Below are 16,976 nucleotides of genomic sequence, written 5' to 3'. Positions count from 1 at the left end.
GGTCGTGCTCTTCTCTTTGGGTGAAATCTCAATCGAAGTCGAAAATGGCGACGCCGTCCGGCGTGCCGGGCCGCTGCAGCACCTCGGGGTGGCGCAATGTTTGAAGGGCGTCGTTGTAGCCGGAGGCCCAGTGCTCCTCCATCGTCAGCCGGGAGAACTCGTAATCCTTGGAGCTCGCTTCGTATTTCTTGGCGCGATATATGAGTTGGACGATGTTGTAGACCTTCTCGTCGGCCTGATCGACGAGCAGCTTGATCTCCGGATCGGCTTGCAGCAGAGCGTCCTGCGGGACGAGTTCGACCAGATGGCCGAGTGCGCGGCGCAGCCGCTGCTGCGTCTTGAAATGGTCGGTCGCCGCGCGCGTGCGGCTCGAGAAGCGGATATCCTTCTGCCGCAGTTCGATTCCGAGAAGGTCACGCGGGAACTCGCCACTCGCGCTCCAGAGATCGACTTGAAAGGCCAGGGTGTCCTGGCGCGGCGCGTTATCGAGGACCCATTGCAGCGGCGTGTTCGATATGAGGCCGCCGTCCCAGTAACACTCGCCGTCGATCCTCGTCGCCGGGAAGCCAGGCGGCAGGGAGCCGCTCGCCATGATATGTTCGGGGCGGATATCGTGGGTCGTGGTATCGAAATACTCGAAGTTGCCGGTGCGTACGTTGACGGCGCCGACGCTGAAACGCATGGCCCCTGTATTGATGCGGTCGAAGTCCACCAGCCGTTCCAGCGTCGCCTTCAGCGGTGCGACGTCGTAGAAGCTTTCCGCCTCGATGCTGCCGGCGGATGAAAAGAAAGGTGGCACCGGACGGGGCCTGAAGAAGCCCGCGGCGCCGTCCATAAGGGTGGCGAAGGCATGTGCCTGATTGAGCAGGCCACGCGCGAAATCACCCTGGAGCCCCATCGCCCCTAGCATTGCCGAAAACAGAGTGGGAAACCCGTGAGCCGGGGCGGTTACCGTCTCCCAGAAGCTCCTGAGCGCCTCCACTCGTCTTTCAGGCGGATTGCCGGCGATCAGAGCGCTGTTGATGGCACCGATGGAGATGCCGGCGACCCAGTCAGGATGCAGACCGGCTTCGGCCAGTGCTTGATAGACGCCGGCCTGATATGAGCCGAGCGCCCCCCCGCCTTGCAACAACAGCGCGATACGCTCGAATGGCGGACGCTCCGCTATGCGGTGCCTCTTGTTTATGACGGGATGTTGAGCGGCCATCAATGTACCTTTTTTGTTGTAGCGTCCGTAGGCGCCGATCGCGTGCTCGTATTGCGCCGAAATAGTAGGCGGAACGGGCACGCCACATGTTGACAACGCCCACTTAAAGATGAGAGTAGACAATGTCAACATCGCACAATCAAAAATGTTGACACGAGCAACTTAAAAACCTAATGGACGAATATGACCAAAGATATTTCCACCACAGAGCAGCGCCCGTATCATCATGGCGACCTGCACAGGGCGATCGTAGAGGCTGCACTGGATGTCCTCAGCGAATCCCAGAGCACGGAATTTTCGCTTCGGGAGCTCGCCCGACGAGCGGGCGTCAGTCACAACGCCCCCTACAAACACTTCGCCGACAAGCGCGAATTGCTGGCCGCCGTCTCGGCAGTCGGATTTGAGCTCCTTGCGAAGCGGATGGCCGATGCGACGAAGGAACTCGACAGTCCGCGCGAGCGGCTGGCAGCTATAGCGCGCGCTTACGTTTGCGGCGGCGTCAACAATCCAGCGCTCTACAGATTAATGTTCGGCGGCTACCTTGGTGGCCAGGACAATGGGCGCCCTGCGATCGAGAGAACTGCGGCCTACAGCATGAAAGCCGTTGTGGTAGAGGCGATATGCGACGGCGCTCTTGGGCGCCTCATTCCCAACACCGCGGCAAACACGCGTACGATCGATGGTGCCATTCTAATATTCTGGTCGCAAATGCATGGACTTACCTTGCTGCTGGTAGACAGCCTCGTCGGCCCCAGCGGCAAGATTGAGGAGCTGAGCGCGGGCGTGTTGCAAGGCATGCTCGACGGATTGGCGAATTGTATCCCGGAAATACCAGTCGGCGTGTGGGTGGGGCCTCCGCTTGCAGAGTAGAACCTCCCAAGCCTCGCGCTGGTAAACCTTTGAATTTTTGACCAGCACGCCTGGGCATTGGGGCTGGTCGGCGATCCGCCCTGTTATTTACGTGTCGCGCGCGGCTCGTTCCGAGAGGAGAATCTCATGGACGCATACATCTCTGCTCTGATGGGTCTCGCCGGCATCGCGATTGGCAGCCTGACCTCATTTGCCAGCACGTGGATGACGCATCGATCACAGGTGAAGGAAAAACAACGCGAGGTCGAGATTGCCAAGCGCGAAAAGCTGTTTTCGGATTTCATCGCCGAAGCCACGCGGCTTTACGGTGACGCACTAAGCCACCAGAAGGACGACGTTTCCGATCTCGTGCTGCTTTATGCACTGGTCGCTCAGATGCGTCTGATTTCATCCCGTTCGGTCGTGGACGCAGCCGAACTGGCGATGGCAAGGATCGTCGAAACCTATTTGACGCCCAATCGCTCGCTCTCTGAAATCCGCGATCTTGCCCGTTCCGGCGCGATGAACTTTCTCCTCGATTTTGGTGAGGCTTGCCGGGCCGAATTGGCGACAGGACGCCTGGCTACCAGACGGTAGGATTTTACGGAAATCACCAGCAAAGCTACAGTCAGCCACGTTCGCGCAAGCCAGCCAAGTGAAGGAAGACGCGCGGCCGCGGCCACACCTCGACGTCGCCGGCGATCAGGCGCCACTACGAGCGCAGTTTTCGTCTAGTGTCAATCATCTCGAACGCGCGCGACTAATGGTTACGGGATCACCATCCTCGCCGCTTAGTGGAGCGCAAGCAACGCGGACGGAAGCTATGTTTGGGAGGTTGCCTAATCGGTCATCGGTCCGCCGGAGTGTCCGGTACATCGATAATCTTCATTTCGTTCCCGTCCAGCACTACGGCAGTCGGCATGGAAAGACTTCGCCAGAACGCCAGCGGATCGACCCTGAGAACCCGAGCGGCGTAGATCGACATGGCGGTGCCATGTGTTACGATCATTAAGTCGCCACTCGGTCGGGCTTTTCTCGCTCGGGCCACGGCTTGGTCCATTCTATTGAAAACCGCATCTGCGCTTTCGTCGCCAAATGTGAGCTGGTGAGGATGCTCCAACAGTCTGGTGATGCCTGCTTCAAAATCAGTTCGCGCAATATATCCTACCTTGGATCGGTCGTGTTCCCGCAAGTCAGAATCAAGACAAACGGGAAGAGCCAGACGATCAGCAATCAAGGCAGCGGTTTGATGCGCTTTCTTTTCAGGACTGCTGCGTATTTCCTTTACGCGGAATCCGGAGAGGTATTTTGCCAACTCGATCGCGGCTGCCTTACCCGGTGCACTTAGGTTCCAGTCGATAGACGGTGTATCTCCTTCAATGGAAGGGAGACTGTGACGAACGAGAACGATCCGAGATTCCATGGTTTCGATACCGGTTCGTCGTTGATTGGTGGCAGGTTGGTGTAATTTCCTTCTCAGTCGCCAAGTCGGTCGATCAGTTCATCAACAGCCGCTTCCACCGTTTTCGAAGCGGTATCGATGACGACTGCATCGGGCCATTCGTCATAGGCTCTTTCGCAAGTCGCTTGCCATGTCGGCTTCACCAGGCCTTCGACGTCGGTGAGGCGCGTTTCAACACGGTTGCGATGCTCGGCTTTGTCCGAGCAAACGACCTCGACCTCCGCCGCCGTCACCCCAGCGGCTTGCGCGACCGAAAGCCACGCTGACCTGGTTATCCGAAGCGGGTTGACGGAGTCGGCAATAACAGTCCTGCCAAGGGTCAGATTGTCTCCGGCAATACCGTAAGCCACAATATAGCCTGCAGGCCCGGCATCATCGGCAATTCCGGAGGCACGGATTGCTTGCTCGATGGTATCAACGCGCACATGGACCGCATTCAACCGCTCAGCCAAAGCGCGGGCAATCGTCGTCTTTCCACTGCCAGGCAGACCACCGAAGATAATGAGCATCGTGACCTCGTCGTTTTTGGAGAGGCTCCACGAGAACGTCAGAGCAGCTCGCGGTCAGCGCAATACTTCACCATTGAGGCCTGGTTCGCAATTCCTTTGTCAGCACCGGGTTTTCACCACCGGCCTCAATGACAGCCCATCCGAGCGCTTCGTAAAACCCCACGGCGTCTCGCGCCGCATTCACAAGCAATCTCTTGACCCGGTGTTGTGATGCGAATTTTTCGAGGCCTGCCATGAGCATCCGGCCGTACCCCTTTCCCTGGCGTTCCGCCCTGATTGCGACCGTCCGCACACATGCTGTCTGCTCGCTCATCAGGTCAAGACGAGCCGCACCGACCGGAGTGTTTTCAAGCAGAAGCAGCAAAGGGAAATGTCCATCTCTTCGATCATCGGGATGGTTCGCATCATAGCCAATCAACCCGCGGGCCTCGAAGAGGACGGCGCGGCGGATGTCGTGGTAGGCATTCCAGTGTTCATCCGCAAACACCTGGACGACCATCCAGGCGTCTTCGCCCTCGTCATTCGGAAATCTGGGCTCTTTCATCGGCGGCCTCGTCGATGCTGGTGGACAATCTGTCGGCAAAATCGGTGACTGCCTCACGGCTCGATAACAGGAACTTCGGACGGGTAAAGACCGAGAACAATCGTGCGTGCGTCTCCCATGAATTCCAGTTGTTCGTTCTACTCCTGTATTCGGCCACCCACTTCAAAAGGCCATCGAATTGCGTTTCGGTCTCGCCGCCTTGGATGCCTCGAAGCTTGATGTTGGCGATGCATTCTTCCTCCGGCAAATCAATCCAGACCAGGATCGTCGTGCGGTTGAGGACGATGTTCGCCAACTGCCCGTAAACGCCCTCCATGACCCAAGCATTACCTTCGGCCGCCGCCTTGACCATCTCGTCCCGCAACGCTCTGTCGCGATCGATGCCGTAGCGCCCCGGCTCCCAATGCATGTCATCAAGGTGGACAACCGGATGGTGAAGCTGCTCACCAACACGACGGGCGAGCCATGATTTACCCGCGCCGCCATTGCCCATGATGAGCATGCGGTCAAATGTGGCCGAGGGATTGGGAAACGTCATCGGCAACTCCGAGGACTTTGCGCTGATGCTGGTTTGTGTGACCTTAGCGCGAGATATTGAATGCTTTCAAATCAAAATTGAGCGCGCGCCATCCTCGCAGTTGTGTCCGCTTGAGGAAAAACAATGCTTGCCGCCTTCGAGGACGCGTGTGGAGTGTCTAGAACTCTTCCCAGTTGCCCTCGGTCGAAGCTGGTGCAGCCGACGTGCCGAAGGCGGCTGCGAGCTTGCCGCCGAGTGCACGGGCCGGTGACGGAGCGGGCCTGGCATGGTCGGTGGCCGAGGCGGGAACCGGTCTGCRCATCGAAAGCATCGCCCCGACCGGGCGTGCCACCGGCTTGGCAGCCGCCCGGGCGGCGGGGGCCGCCTTGGCCACCTGGCCGAGATTGAACTGCGCCAGACGCTCCGAGAGGGCAGACACCTCCGTCACCAGCGTGTGCGAAGCGGCGTTCGATTCCTCGACCATCGCGGCGTTTTTCTGGGTCGACTGGTCCATCTGGTTGACCGCCGTGTTGATCTCCAGGAGACCCGTCGACTGTTCACGGGCGGCTTGGACGACCGCCTGGACATTGCTGTTGATCTGCTGGACTTCGGCAACGATCGCCTGCAGCGCCTTGCCGGTCTGGCCGACGAGATCGACGCCACGCTTGACCTGGTCGCCGGACGAGGTGATCAGCGCCTTGATCTCCTTGGCGGCGGTGGCCGAGCGCTGCGCGAGTTCACGCACTTCCTGTGCGACGACGGCGAAGCCCTTGCCGGCCTCCCCCGCACGCGCTGCTTCAACACCTGCATTGAGGGCCAGCAGATTCGTCTGGAAGGCAATATCGTCGATCACGCCGATAATGTTGGAGATCGACTGCGAGGATTGCTCGATGCCGGTCATGGCGTCAACGGCATTGCGCACGATCTCTCCGGACTTTTCCGCACCATCCTTGGTGCGGCTGACGAGCGTTCCCGCCTCCTCGGCGCGAAGGGTGGAGTCCTTGACCGAGGTGGTGATCTGCTCCAGCGCAGCGGCGGTCTCCTCGACGGAAGCGGCCTGCTGTTCGGTGCGGCGGGCGAGATCGTCGGCGCCCGAGCGGATTTCTTCGGAACCGGCCTGAATGACGGCAGCGTTTTCGGAGAAGGAAATCAGGGCTGCCTGGAGCTTTTCGACAGACGCATTGAAATCGACGCGGATTTCGTCAAGGGAGTCGGTAAATGGCTTTTCCAGCCGGATGGTCATATCTCCGTTGGAGAGGCTGGCCAGTCCGTTGCCGAGTTCGCTCACCGCGAACTTGATCGAATCCTCACGGGCGGCATGGAGGACGGAACGTTCCTGTCGTTCGATCTCTTCGCGGGACCGGGAGCTTTCCGCATCGGCTTCGAGCCTGATCTTGTGGCGATTGCTTTCCAGCAGGATGGCGAGGGAGCGTGAGAGGTCGCCGATTTCGTCCTTGGCATTCTTGTCGTTCAATTGCACGTCCAGCTGGCCATGGGCGATACGATCGGTCTCGGCAATCACGCCCTCTATGCGGCGGACGAATTTGCGGGCAATGAGCCAGCCGGCGAAACCGAGCAGGAGTGCAGCGATAGCGGTGATCGCAACGGCGCTCCAGGCCATGTTATTGAGTTGGGCAAAGACGGTGGATTTGGGCACCGAAACAATGGCGTACCAGTTGAGGTCATTCGTGAGCTTTACCGGATAGGCGACCGAGAAATAGCTCTGACCGTCCGGCGCGATCTCCTGCTCGACGCCGGGCTTGGCGATCAACTGATCCCAGCCGGCGGTGAGATCACCGCCGTCCTTGATATTTTTGCCTGCGAGCGCAGCGGAGGGATGGCTGATGATGCTGCCGGCACCCGTCACCAGGCTGAGATAGCCGGTCTCCATCGGGTGGACTGCGGAGATCGCCTTGTTGGCGTCGTCGAGCGAAATGTCCATGCCGGCAACGCCAAGCGCCTTGCCATCGACCATGATCGGCTTGGCGACCGAGGTCATCAGCACATCCTTGCCGTCGACCGCGTAGACATAGGGTTCGATGACGACGGTCTTTTTCTGGGTAAAGGGAAGCTGGTAGTAGTCGCCGGCGCCCGACACGCCATAATCGACCAACGGCGTGTGCTGGATCTTGTCGCCACTGCGCACCCAATAGGGCACGTAGCGGCCGGTGGTGTCGTGGCCTTCCTTGCCGACGAAATCCTTGTCCTTGCCGTCGAAGGCATTCGGTTCCCAGCCGGTCCAAACACCGAGCGCCATCGGATTATCCTGCAGCATGTTCTTCAGCAGGTCGTCGGCGGTCGCACGACTGGCGTTTCCGCTTTCCTTCATCGTCGACAGCGACGTCTCCAACGCATTGACGATGCCGAGCGCCACGCTCATGGATTTCTCGACGTTGAGCGCGTTGGTGGCAGCGATCTGGAGCATCTGATCGAGGCTCGATTTGCGCATATCGTTATAGGCGATGTAAAAAAGAACGCCCGATGCCGCGATTGTCGCGACGACACCGCAGGCCGCCACGGAAAAAATGTTGCGTCCGGTAGCCGATTTGAACTGCATGCGCGTACCTCCTCGAGCGGGCATGTCGTCGATCGAGCCGGGACGTGGCTGCACGTCGCGGAAATCGTTCGCAATTTGAAGAAAATACGAAGAGGCTGTTAATTTACGGTGTATTGCGCCAGCTTTACTTATGAGTTGGGCAGCTGTTCACGGGCTCACCTTGATTTGTCATGGGCTCTAGCGCCGCGCGTCTTTTCAGACGTGCAAACAATGCTGTAGCGCTTTGAATTTATGCATAATTTTGTCCTTGGCACCACCTCTTTGCCGGATCGCTATTCCAGCTCATGGGACGCGCCGCAGTGCCGCTGCTACACCCTAAAAATTCCATCTGCCAATAGCTCGATCATTGTAAAGCGCTCGTTGCAGAAGCGCGGAAAATCCGCCGAAATCCTCAATCAGAACGAGGTGCTACTGTCCTTTTCAAAACTGTCACATCAAGACGCTATAAGGATTTTCGCCCGACGCCTCTTGCGCCGAAAGCGTTTCACCGCCAAAATTGCGCCATGCCTGACAGCGACCCATCCAGTACAAGCTCCGCCCGCTCCAACCGGGATCTCCCGGCCGAAGAAGCTGGCGACCACTGTAGGCGGTGCGATGACATCCGCCTCGCCTCAGGCATATCAGGTTCCAGCAGAGAGCGTTCCAGACCATCGCGAATGACGGGGCCGTTGCAGGCCGACTGGATTTCCAACCGTTCCGGCTGGGTCGGGCTTGCCACCTCAAGGAAATCTGAGGACTGATGGAACCTGTACTGATGTTAACACGATGATGGAAAGACGATGGGCGATGCTGATATAGCGTCACTTCGAACGCCTTGCCGCGTCGCCTGATCCATGCGGCATTAAAACCTCAACGAATAGGGTCCCTGTGTTTCTGGAAATTGGAATTGTGGCGTTTCTCACCATCGTAAATGGTGTGCTCGCCATGTCGGAGTTGGCTGTTGTGTCTTCTCGAACAGCCCGCCTAAAGGTTCTCTCTGACAATGGGAGCAAAGGTGCAGCTCAGGCAATCAAACTTGCCGAAAACCCCGGTCGCTTTCTCTCTACGGTTCAGATCGGCATCACGCTGGTCGGCGTTCTCTCCGGCGCTTTCTCAGGTGCCACGCTCGGCGGCCGCCTGAGCGGATGGCTGGAAGCCCAGGGGCTGTCATCGACGGCCGCCGATGCCATTGGTGTAGGTTCAGTCGTTGTGGCAATCACCTATCTTTCGTTGATCATCGGCGAACTTGTTCCAAAGCAGATCGCATTGCGAGAACCCGAAGCGGTTGCGGCCAAGGTCGCCCCGGCTATGGCGGTACTTTCAAAAATCGCGCTGCCACTCGTGTGGCTTCTAAACGCCTCCGGAAATCTTGTGCTTAAGCTTTTGGGCCAATCAGGAAAAGGTGGCGACAATGTCTCTGACGCAGAGATCAAAACTGTTCTGGCCGAGGCGCAGTCGGCTGGCGTGATCGAAAGCGAAGAGTCCGCGATGATATCAGGCGTTATGCGACTGGCGGACCGCACCGCCCGAGCGCTTATGACGCCCCGACGGGACGTCGAAATTATTGATATTGACGACAGCCTTGATGAAATTCGAACCCAGTTGCACCGGACGAAACGGTCTCGGTTGCCCGTTCGGAAAGGCAGTTCGGACGAGGTGATCGGCATCCTTCCGGTCAAGGACTTCTACGACTCGATGTCCGAACACGGCAGTGTCGACATCAAGGCTCTGACGCAAGACGTCCCGGTGGTTTCAGACCTTTCAACCGCCATCAATGTGATTGAAGCAATCAGGAAATCGCCCGTCCACATGGTGCTGGTTTTTGACGAGTACGGTCATTTCGAGGGAGTTGTTTCGTCAGGTGACATTTTGGAAGCGATCATGGGAGCTCTCCAGGAGGGACCTATCGATGAGCAAGCCATCGCTCGCCGAGACGACGGTTCTTACYTCGTGTCCGGCTGGACGCCGATTGACGAATTCGCTGAGTTCTTAAATCTCAAGCTCGATGACGATTTGGAATATCAGACTGTGGCTGGCCTGGTGTTGGAAGAGTTGAAACATCTGCCGGAATTGGGTGAGAGCTTCACGCGAGATGGATGGCGCTTCGAAGTCGTCGATCTCGACGGGAGGCGCGTCGACAAAATACTTGTGTCTGCGGATTGAAGGTCGGCACGCTCGACGGCAGCAACATCAAAGATCCGCATCCGCCACATGGAAGATGTGGCCTGACAGCAGGAGTGAACGCCATGGCATGGTCCGCCAACCAATATGTGAAATTCGAGGATGAGCGCACGCGACCGGCGCGTGACCTGTTGGCACAGGTGCCGCTGCAAAGCCTTCGCCACGCCATCGATCTCGGCTGCGGACCGGGCAATTCGACAGAACTGATCATCGAGCGCTACGGGGCGGCCGGCGTCTCCGGCGTCGACAGCGACATGAACATGCTGGAGGCAGCGCGCAAGCGACTTCCGGACACTGCCTTCGTCGAAGCCGATCTCACTCGCTGGCAGGCGGACGAACCCGCAGACCTTTTGTTTGCCAATGCCGTCTTCCAATGGCTGCCCGATCATCTCGATATTTTCGACCGGCTGATGGACGGGCTTTCCGAAGGCGGCGTGCTTGCGGTGCAGATGCCCGACAATCTCGGCGAACCCTCGCACCTGGCGATGGAGGAGACGGCGCATGCCGGACCGTGGAAATCCGCCTTCGAAGCGAAGACCGTGCGCCGCAAGGGGCTGCCGCCGCCGTCCACTTACTACAGCCGGCTGATCGCCAAATCCTCGCGCGTCGATATCTGGCACACCATCTACAATCACCCGATGGCGGATGCGGCTGATATCGTCGAATGGGTGAAGGGAACCGGGCTGATGCCCTATCTCGCCCATGCCGGCGAAGAGCATCGCGAGGCATTCCTGGCGGATTACCTCCAGCGGGTGGAAAAGGCCTATCCCAAGATGTCGGATGGGCGGGTGCTGCTGAGGTTTCCGAGGATTTTCATGGTGGCGGTCAAAGCGTAACCGACCTCGGGCGCACGTCAGATGTTGTCAAATGCCTGTTACCCCTCGCCGCCTATGTTGCGGCGAAACCGGTACGCATTATAGTCGGCCGCAAATTGCAAGGAGATGACACATGGACGCTGCCCCAACCCCGCCGGTCACCCTCGTCATCTTCGGCGCCACGGGAGACCTGACGCGCCGCCTACTGGTGCCGGCGATCATCAATCTAACGCGCAGCCGCCTCGTCGGCGACGATCTCCACATTCTCGGCATCGGCATCGAGCCGGGTGACGATGAATTCCTGCGCGGGCGGCTCGACCAGTTCCTCAACCATCTGAGCGGCGAAGAGCCGACGGTAAAGGACGAAGCCTGGGAAAGCCTGCGCCGGCGTATTTCCTATACGTCAGGCGATTTCACCAAGGACGATATTTTCATCGAGATCGGCAAGCGGCTGGGGCCGAATGCCAATGCCGCCTTCTATCTCGCGGTGCCGCCATCCTTCTTCGGGACGATCGTCGAGAAGCTCGCCGCGCATGGGCTGACCGATGAAAGCAATGGCGTCTTCCGCCGTGTCGCGATCGAAAAACCGTTCGGCACCGATCTCGCCTCGGCGCAGGCGCTCAATGCGCAGATTCTCGCCCAGGTCGGGGAAAGCCAAGTCTACCGGCTCGACCATTTCCTCGGCAAGGAGACGGTGCAGAACCTGATGACGGCTCGTTTCGCCAACATGATGATCGAGTCCTTGTGGAACAGCCGCTACATCGACCATGTGCAGATCACCGCCGCCGAGATCGTCGATGTCGGCAGCCGCGGCAAATTCTACGATGCGACAGGTGCGCTGCGCGACATGGTGCCGAACCATCTTTTCCAGCTGCTGGCGATGATCGCCATGGAGCCGCCGAACAGCTTCGATGCCGAGGCAATCCGCAACGAGAAAAGCAAGGTGCTGAAGGCGCTGCGCATCTATACGCCTGATGAGGCCAAGACGCACGGCGTGCGCGGCGCCTATGGCGCAGGCCCGCTCAATGGGGCTCAGCTTCCCGCCTATCGCGACACCAGGGACGTTTCGCCCGACAGCAGGACTGAGACTTTCGTGGCGCTGAAGCTCTATGCCGATACCTGGCGCTGGGCCGGCGTGCCCTTCTATCTCAGAACTGGCAAGGCGCTGACGGCGCGCGACACCGAGATCGTCATCACCTTCCAGCCGGTGCCCTTCGCACAGTTTCGCGAGACCGATGTCAAGAGCCGCCTGCCGCCGAACCGGCTGGTGATCCAGGTACAGCCGGACGAGGGCATGAGCATGGAAATCTCGATCAAGTCGCCGGGGCTTTCCGTCGATACCGTGCCGGTCTCGCTCGATTTCCGCTATGCCGACAAATTCGATATAGCCAAGACGACCGGCTATGAATCGCTGCTCTACGATCTCTTCATCGGCGACCAGACGCTGTTCCAGCGCGCCGACGGCATCGAGGCCGGCTGGGCGGCGGTGCAGCCCTTCCTCGATATCTGGGCTGGGGATCAGAGCGTGCCTGACGCTTACGCGCCGGGCAGCATGGGACCGGCCTCAGCCGACGAACTGATCCAGCGCGACAGGCGGCAGTGGCATGAACTCGGCGTCATCCTGCATCACGACAAGAAGGACGGCAAATAGCGCCCTCCCCTGGTGTTACTGGTTTCCGTTATCACGGCATGCGGCGCTGACCGAGGCGCCGCTCTTGCCGCCTTCGGTGGCAAGCGCTCCGCGTGCCTTGCGCGGCGGGCAGCGCGCCCAGTCGACCGGACCGCTTAGAGGCTCGTTGTCGATGCTGCCGGTTTCGATCGAGTCGAGCGGGATTATCAGCCCGCTTTGCGTTTCAACTCCCGGCGCGGTGCCGAGCGGCGGCGTGCCGTCGATCCGTCCGCTGGCATCCATGCCCATGTTCGACTGGGCAAGAACCGGGGCGGAGAGGCTGAGGAGAGCGATCGAAGTTGCTGCAATAAACCTGCGCATGATGCTATTCCTTCTGGTTTCAGCGATCGTTTTTGTTTCACGCAATTCCGGACGCGAAACCGCTGCACACTTTTGCTGGAATTGCTCTAGCAACAGGCGATGCCAGCTCATTGTTCCCCCGGAAGCGGGCCGCAAACGATCAAAGTTCGGCGATCGGCCGAAGCCACCTCAAAGCGGGGGATATCAGGCTCAATCGCGCCAGCGCGACAGGAGTTTGTCGAGACCTGTCGGATAGAGATCGATGCCGGCGTCGCGCAGCCTGTCGCGGCCGAACCAGCGCGCCGTCGCCGCCGTCTCGTCGAGTTCGGAATAGCGGATTTCATCGCGCTCATAGAGCGACGCATCGGCCAGTTCGATATCAGCGGCAAAGATGTATTCGTGACCGGTCGCGCCGTGATGCTCGTAGATGTTTTCAAGCAGATGCCAGGGACCGACGATGCGAATATCGGTCTCGAGTTCCTCCCTGAATTCGCGCTGCAGGGCCTCTTCGCGGCTTTCGCCGAATTCAATGGCGCCGCCGAGCGGGCGAACGCCCTTGATGCGATCACTGTCATCCTCCACTTCGGCGGCGAGCAGCCGGTCATTGCGCCAGGCGAGGCCGATCACCTTCACCCTGATCTGCTGCGATGGGCGCCAGATGGCCATGGGCTCTCCTTCCATCCAAGGGACCGCGGATGCTCTTCACTCCGGTGCTTCCGAAGCGAGAACAATGAGCCCCGCAAAATGCGGGGCTCCTGATCTCTCGTCTCAGACGAACTGGCTGAGGCCCGGGACGGAAGCGACGACCTCGTCGACGACTTCCTCGCCAGCATATTGCCTGGCGATCGCGATGGTTTCCTTGGCAAGCGAGGTGATCTCGCCCATGCCGAGGCCTTCGCCCATCAACTGCTGGCCGAGCCCCATGATGCCGCCGCCGCCGAGCGAGCTCATCAGCCCGCCGAGCAGACCGCCGCCGCCGGCACCTGCGCCGTTGAACTGGGCGACGAGATCGGCGCCACCGGGGATCGCTTCGATCATCTTGGCGACCGGGCCATCGGCGGCCTCGCGCTGCAGGAAGCCGAGCATCATGCCGAGCGCCTTTTCGGCCAAATCAGGCGCAATACCCACACGATCGGCGATCTGGGTCACAATTTCATTCATCGTCAGCCTCCTGTTTTTTTGACGTTAACGTCAACGTTATTCGAAATTCCACAGCAACTCAAGCCGGCCCTCCCCGGGCGGCGCTTTGTCCGGTTTTGCTTTCAATGCAAACAGTTGTCCGCATGCGCCTGCCTGCTTATAACAGGGAAACGATGGTTCGATGAAGGTAGCTGAAGCAAGCCTTCTCATAAATGGCGGCAGAGCCCCAAGGGAGCATTCCGAATGATCGAGGAAGGCAAGATTTTCATCGGCGCGAGCCGCAATCCCGATGACAGCATCAACAAGCCGGAATATCTCGACCTGAAATTCGGCAATCGCCACGGCCTCGTCACCGGCGCTACCGGCACCGGCAAGACGGTAACGCTGCAGGTGCTGGCCGAAGGTTTCTCCCGGGCCGGCGTTCCGGTGTTTGCGGCCGATATCAAGGGCGATCTTTCGGGCATCGCCGCCAAGGGCGAGCCCAGGGATTTCCTGACGAAGCGCGCCGAGCAGATCGGCTTTGCCGATTACGAATTCGACCAGTTTCCGGTGATATTCTGGGATCTGTTCGGCGAGAAGGGCCACCGGGTGCGCACCACCATCGCCGAGATGGGACCGCTGCTGCTCGCCCGCCTGATGGATGCCTCCGAACCGCAGGAAGGCGTCATCAACATCGCCTTCAAGATCGCCGACCAGGGCGGGCTGCCGCTGCTCGACCTCAAGGATTTCAGCTCGCTCTTGAACTATATGGGCGAGAACGCCAGCCAACTTTCCAACCAGTACGGGCTGATCTCCAAGGCCTCGGTCGGCTCGATCCAGCGGGCGCTGCTCGTTCTCGAACAGCAAGGCGCCGAGCACTTCTTCGGCGAACCGGCGCTGAAGATTTCCGACATCATGCGCACCAGCAATAATGGCTACGGCCAGATCTCGGTGCTGGCCGCCGACAAGCTGATGATGAACCCGCGGCTTTACGCCACTTTCCTGCTCTGGCTGCTCTCCGAGCTCTTCGAGGAATTGCCCGAGGTGGGCGACCCCGACAAGCCGAAGCTCGTCTTCTTCTTCGACGAGGCGCACCTGCTCTTCAACGACGCGCCGAAGGTGCTGACCGAACGCGTCGAGCAGGTGGTGCGGTTGATCCGCTCCAAGGGCGTCGGTGTTTATTTCGTGACGCAGAACCCGCTCGACGTGCCGGAAACGGTGCTCGCCCAGCTCGGCAACCGGGCACAGCATGCGCTTCGCGCCTATTCGCCGCGTGAACAGAAGGCGGTGAGGACGGCGGCCGATACATTCCGTGCGAATCCGGCCTTCGATTGCGCCACGGTCATCACCAATCTCGGCACCGGCGAGGCATTGGTCTCGACGCTGGAGGCCAAAGGCGCGCCTTCGATCGTCGAGCGCACGCTGATCCGCCCGCCATCCGGCCGCGTCGGCCCGGTGACGGATGACGAGCGCCGGCAGATCATGGACAGGAGCCCGGTTCTCGGCATCTATGACGAGGATATCGACCGCGAATCCGCCTTCGAGCTGCTGGCCGCACGGGCGAAGAAGGCGGCCGATGCCGAAGCCGCCAAGCGAGCCCAGGAAGAAGCGCCTCAGCAACAGGGCGGCACGACCTCCGGCTGGAACCTGCCGGGCTTCGGCGGCGGCAATGACGACGACAACCAGGGCCGCGGCCAATCGCGCGGCAGGACTTCCGGCTACCAGCGCGAAACAGTGGTGGAAGCGGCAATGAAAAGCGTGGCGCGCACGGTGGCGACGCAAGTCGGCCGGGCGCTGGTGCGCGGGATCTTGGGCAGCTTGAAGCGATAGGATTGCGGACTGTCGGCAGGCAGAAAAGGGGTGGCAGGATCGCTGCCTGCCGCCCCATTGGCTGCTTTGCCTTGAACCTTCAGCCTTTATTCCCTAAATTCCCTGCCATCGACCATTTCAACAGGATGTGTGCCGCAATGGATTTTAACCCGATCGCAACGCCAGTTCGCCTTGCCAACCGGGAAATCCAGATCCATGCCTGCATCCATCACCCTCTCCCAAATTTCGTGGTCCGCGCCTGACGGGCGGCCGCTTTTTTCCAATCTCGACCTGAGTTTCGGGGCCGAGCGTACCGGTCTTGTCGGGCGCAACGGTGTCGGCAAGACGACGCTGCTGAAGCTCGTCTCCGGTGAAATCCAGCCGCATTCGGGCACCGTATCCGTCAACGGCAGCCTTGGCGTGCTGCGGCAGAGCGTTCAGGTAGCATCTGRCGAAACGGTTGCCGATCTCTTCGGCGTGACCGATGCGCTCGCTGTTCTTCGCCGCGCCGAAGCCGGCGCGGCAACGGCCGACGAGCTGGCATCCGCGGACTGGATGCTGGAGGCGCGCATTGCCGCAGCCCTCACTCGGACCGGGCTCGACGCGTCACCGGAAACCCCGCTTGCGGCACTCTCCGGCGGGCAGCGCACACGTGCCGGGCTGGCGGCGCTGATCTTTACCGAACCGGATTTCCTGCTGCTCGACGAGCCCACGAACAATCTCGATCGCGAAGGCCGCGAGGCGGTGATCGCGCTGATGTCAGGCTGGCGGGCCGGCGCCATCATCGTCAGCCATGACCGGGAACTGCTCGAAAGCGTCGACGCGATCGTCGAACTGACCTCGCTTGGCGCCACGCGCTTCGGCGGCAACTGGAGCCATTATCGCGAGCGTAAGGCCCTCGAGCTCGTGGCGGCACAGCATGATCTCACTGAAGCCGAAAAACGCATGGCCGAGGTGGCAAAGAAAGCGCAGGCGACAGTGGAGCGCCAGGCGCAGAGGGACAGCACCGGGCGGAAGATGGCCGCCAAGGGCGGCATACCGCGCATCATGCTCGGCGGCATGAAGGAGGGGAGCGAAACGACGGGCGGCGACAATGCCCGCCTCGCCGAACGCCGGCGCGCCCAGGCACTGGAAGAGGCAAGGGCAGCGCGCGAGAAGATCGAGATCCTGCAGCCCTTGTCGGTCACCTTGCCGCCGACCGGGCTGCCCGCCAGCAAGATCGTGCTGAGGATGGATGGCGTGACATCGGGCTACCAGCCGGGTGATCCCGTCATCCGCGATCTCTCCTTCGATGTGACCGGACCGGAGCGTATCGCCGTCACCGGCCGCAACGGCTCGGGCAAAACGACCTTGCTGGCGCTCATCACCGGCGACCTAAAACCCTGGGCGGGCACGATCGGCGTCATGACTGCCTTCTCGATGCTCGATCAGACGGTCAGCCTTCTCGATACGTCGGCCT

General features: G+C 60.2%; 16 protein-coding genes. 7 read left to right on the top strand and 9 right to left on the bottom strand.

All coding sequences use genetic code 11. From position 1 onward, the window contains the following. Nucleotides 1–28 precede the first annotated feature (28 nt). Nucleotides 29–1,207 carry a patatin-like phospholipase family protein gene (locus AC1D1Z_RS01495; RefSeq protein ID WP_112906313.1) on the bottom strand — a complete coding sequence of 393 codons (1,179 nt, stop codon included), beginning with the start codon at nt 1,205–1,207 and terminating at the stop codon, nt 29–31. 183 nt (nt 1,208–1,390) lie between these two features. On the opposite strand from AC1D1Z_RS01495, the gene AC1D1Z_RS01490 reads away from it, so the two are divergent. Together AC1D1Z_RS01490 and AC1D1Z_RS01485 are read left to right on the top strand one after the other, a co-directional pair. Then, entirely contained in the window at nt 1,391–2,077 is a 687-nt protein-coding gene (locus AC1D1Z_RS01490; RefSeq protein WP_439007380.1) for a TetR/AcrR family transcriptional regulator, read from the top strand. A gap of 126 nt (nt 2,078–2,203) precedes the next feature. Then, nucleotides 2,204–2,653 (top strand): hypothetical protein, encoded by a 450-nt coding sequence (locus tag AC1D1Z_RS01485; protein WP_028733820.1) that lies wholly within the window; start codon nt 2,204–2,206, stop codon nt 2,651–2,653. A gap of 250 nt (nt 2,654–2,903) precedes the next feature. Here AC1D1Z_RS01485 and AC1D1Z_RS01480 read toward each other — a convergent pair whose 3' ends face one another. The 5 genes from AC1D1Z_RS01480 to AC1D1Z_RS01460 form a co-directional block, all read right to left on the bottom strand. Next, the gene (locus AC1D1Z_RS01480) at nt 2,904–3,479 is read right to left on the bottom strand and encodes a histidine phosphatase family protein (RefSeq protein ID WP_439007379.1); all 576 of its coding nucleotides are present in this window, start codon (nt 3,477–3,479) and stop codon (nt 2,904–2,906) included. Between the two features lie 53 nt (nt 3,480–3,532). Continuing rightward, nucleotides 3,533–4,027 carry a P-loop nucleotide/nucleoside kinase family protein gene (locus AC1D1Z_RS01475; protein ID WP_439007378.1) on the bottom strand — a complete coding sequence of 165 codons (495 nt, stop codon included), beginning with the start codon at nt 4,025–4,027 and terminating at the stop codon, nt 3,533–3,535. A gap of 67 nt (nt 4,028–4,094) precedes the next feature. Continuing rightward, a complete protein-coding gene (locus AC1D1Z_RS01470) occupies nt 4,095–4,571 on the bottom strand; it encodes a GNAT family N-acetyltransferase (protein ID WP_018449427.1) in 477 nt (158 codons plus the stop codon). Continuing rightward, complete coding sequence (locus AC1D1Z_RS01465) at nt 4,546–5,109, bottom strand: P-loop NTPase family protein (protein WP_439007377.1); 564 nt, start codon at nt 5,107–5,109, stop codon at nt 4,546–4,548. The genes AC1D1Z_RS01470 and AC1D1Z_RS01465 overlap by 26 nt, the downstream gene beginning before the upstream one ends. 157 nt (nt 5,110–5,266) lie before the next feature. Then, complete coding sequence (locus tag AC1D1Z_RS01460) at nt 5,267–7,645, bottom strand: methyl-accepting chemotaxis protein (RefSeq protein ID WP_477849263.1); 2,379 nt, start codon at nt 7,643–7,645, stop codon at nt 5,267–5,269. A gap of 867 nt (nt 7,646–8,512) precedes the next feature. Between AC1D1Z_RS01460 and AC1D1Z_RS01455 the strand changes: the two genes are divergently transcribed. The 3 genes from AC1D1Z_RS01455 (at nt 8,513) to zwf (ending at nt 12,271) form a co-directional block, all read left to right on the top strand. Then, nucleotides 8,513–9,787 (top strand): hemolysin family protein, encoded by a 1,275-nt coding sequence (locus AC1D1Z_RS01455; protein ID WP_477849261.1) that lies wholly within the window; start codon nt 8,513–8,515, stop codon nt 9,785–9,787. 83 nt (nt 9,788–9,870) lie between these two features. Next, nucleotides 9,871–10,641, top strand: coding sequence for a trans-aconitate 2-methyltransferase (tam, locus tag AC1D1Z_RS01450; RefSeq protein ID WP_439007375.1), 771 nt, complete (start codon nt 9,871–9,873; stop codon nt 10,639–10,641). A gap of 112 nt (nt 10,642–10,753) precedes the next feature. Next, nucleotides 10,754–12,271, top strand: coding sequence for a glucose-6-phosphate dehydrogenase (zwf, locus tag AC1D1Z_RS01445; RefSeq protein ID WP_018449431.1), 1,518 nt, complete (start codon nt 10,754–10,756; stop codon nt 12,269–12,271). Nucleotides 12,272–12,286: 15 nt separating this feature from the next. Here zwf and AC1D1Z_RS01440 read toward each other — a convergent pair whose 3' ends face one another. From AC1D1Z_RS01440 to AC1D1Z_RS01430, 3 genes are all read right to left on the bottom strand, one after another. Further along, nucleotides 12,287–12,610 (bottom strand): hypothetical protein, encoded by a 324-nt coding sequence (locus AC1D1Z_RS01440; protein ID WP_018241198.1) that lies wholly within the window; start codon nt 12,608–12,610, stop codon nt 12,287–12,289. A 189-nt stretch (nt 12,611–12,799) separates the two neighbouring features. Beyond that, on the bottom strand, nt 12,800–13,255 hold the full coding sequence (locus AC1D1Z_RS01435) for an NUDIX hydrolase (protein WP_047619596.1): 456 nt from the start codon (nt 13,253–13,255) through the stop codon (nt 12,800–12,802). Nucleotides 13,256–13,357: 102 nt separating this feature from the next. Next, nucleotides 13,358–13,750 (bottom strand): hypothetical protein, encoded by a 393-nt coding sequence (locus AC1D1Z_RS01430; RefSeq protein WP_018449432.1) that lies wholly within the window; start codon nt 13,748–13,750, stop codon nt 13,358–13,360. A gap of 222 nt (nt 13,751–13,972) precedes the next feature. Between AC1D1Z_RS01430 and AC1D1Z_RS01425 the strand changes: the two genes are divergently transcribed. Together AC1D1Z_RS01425 and AC1D1Z_RS01420 are read left to right on the top strand one after the other, a co-directional pair. Then, complete coding sequence (locus AC1D1Z_RS01425; RefSeq protein ID WP_047619594.1) at nt 13,973–15,538, top strand: helicase HerA-like C-terminal domain-containing protein; 1,566 nt, start codon at nt 13,973–13,975, stop codon at nt 15,536–15,538. 195 nt (nt 15,539–15,733) lie between these two features. Beyond that, a partial coding sequence (locus tag AC1D1Z_RS01420; protein ID WP_477849256.1) for an ATP-binding cassette domain-containing protein occupies nt 15,734–16,976 on the top strand: 1,243 nt, incomplete at its 3' end.

It is taken from the genome of Rhizobium sp. P1_E1 (assembly GCF_056406015.1).
The sequence above is the reverse complement of the archived record's forward strand: the minus strand, read 5'-3'. Positions and strand labels throughout refer to the sequence as shown.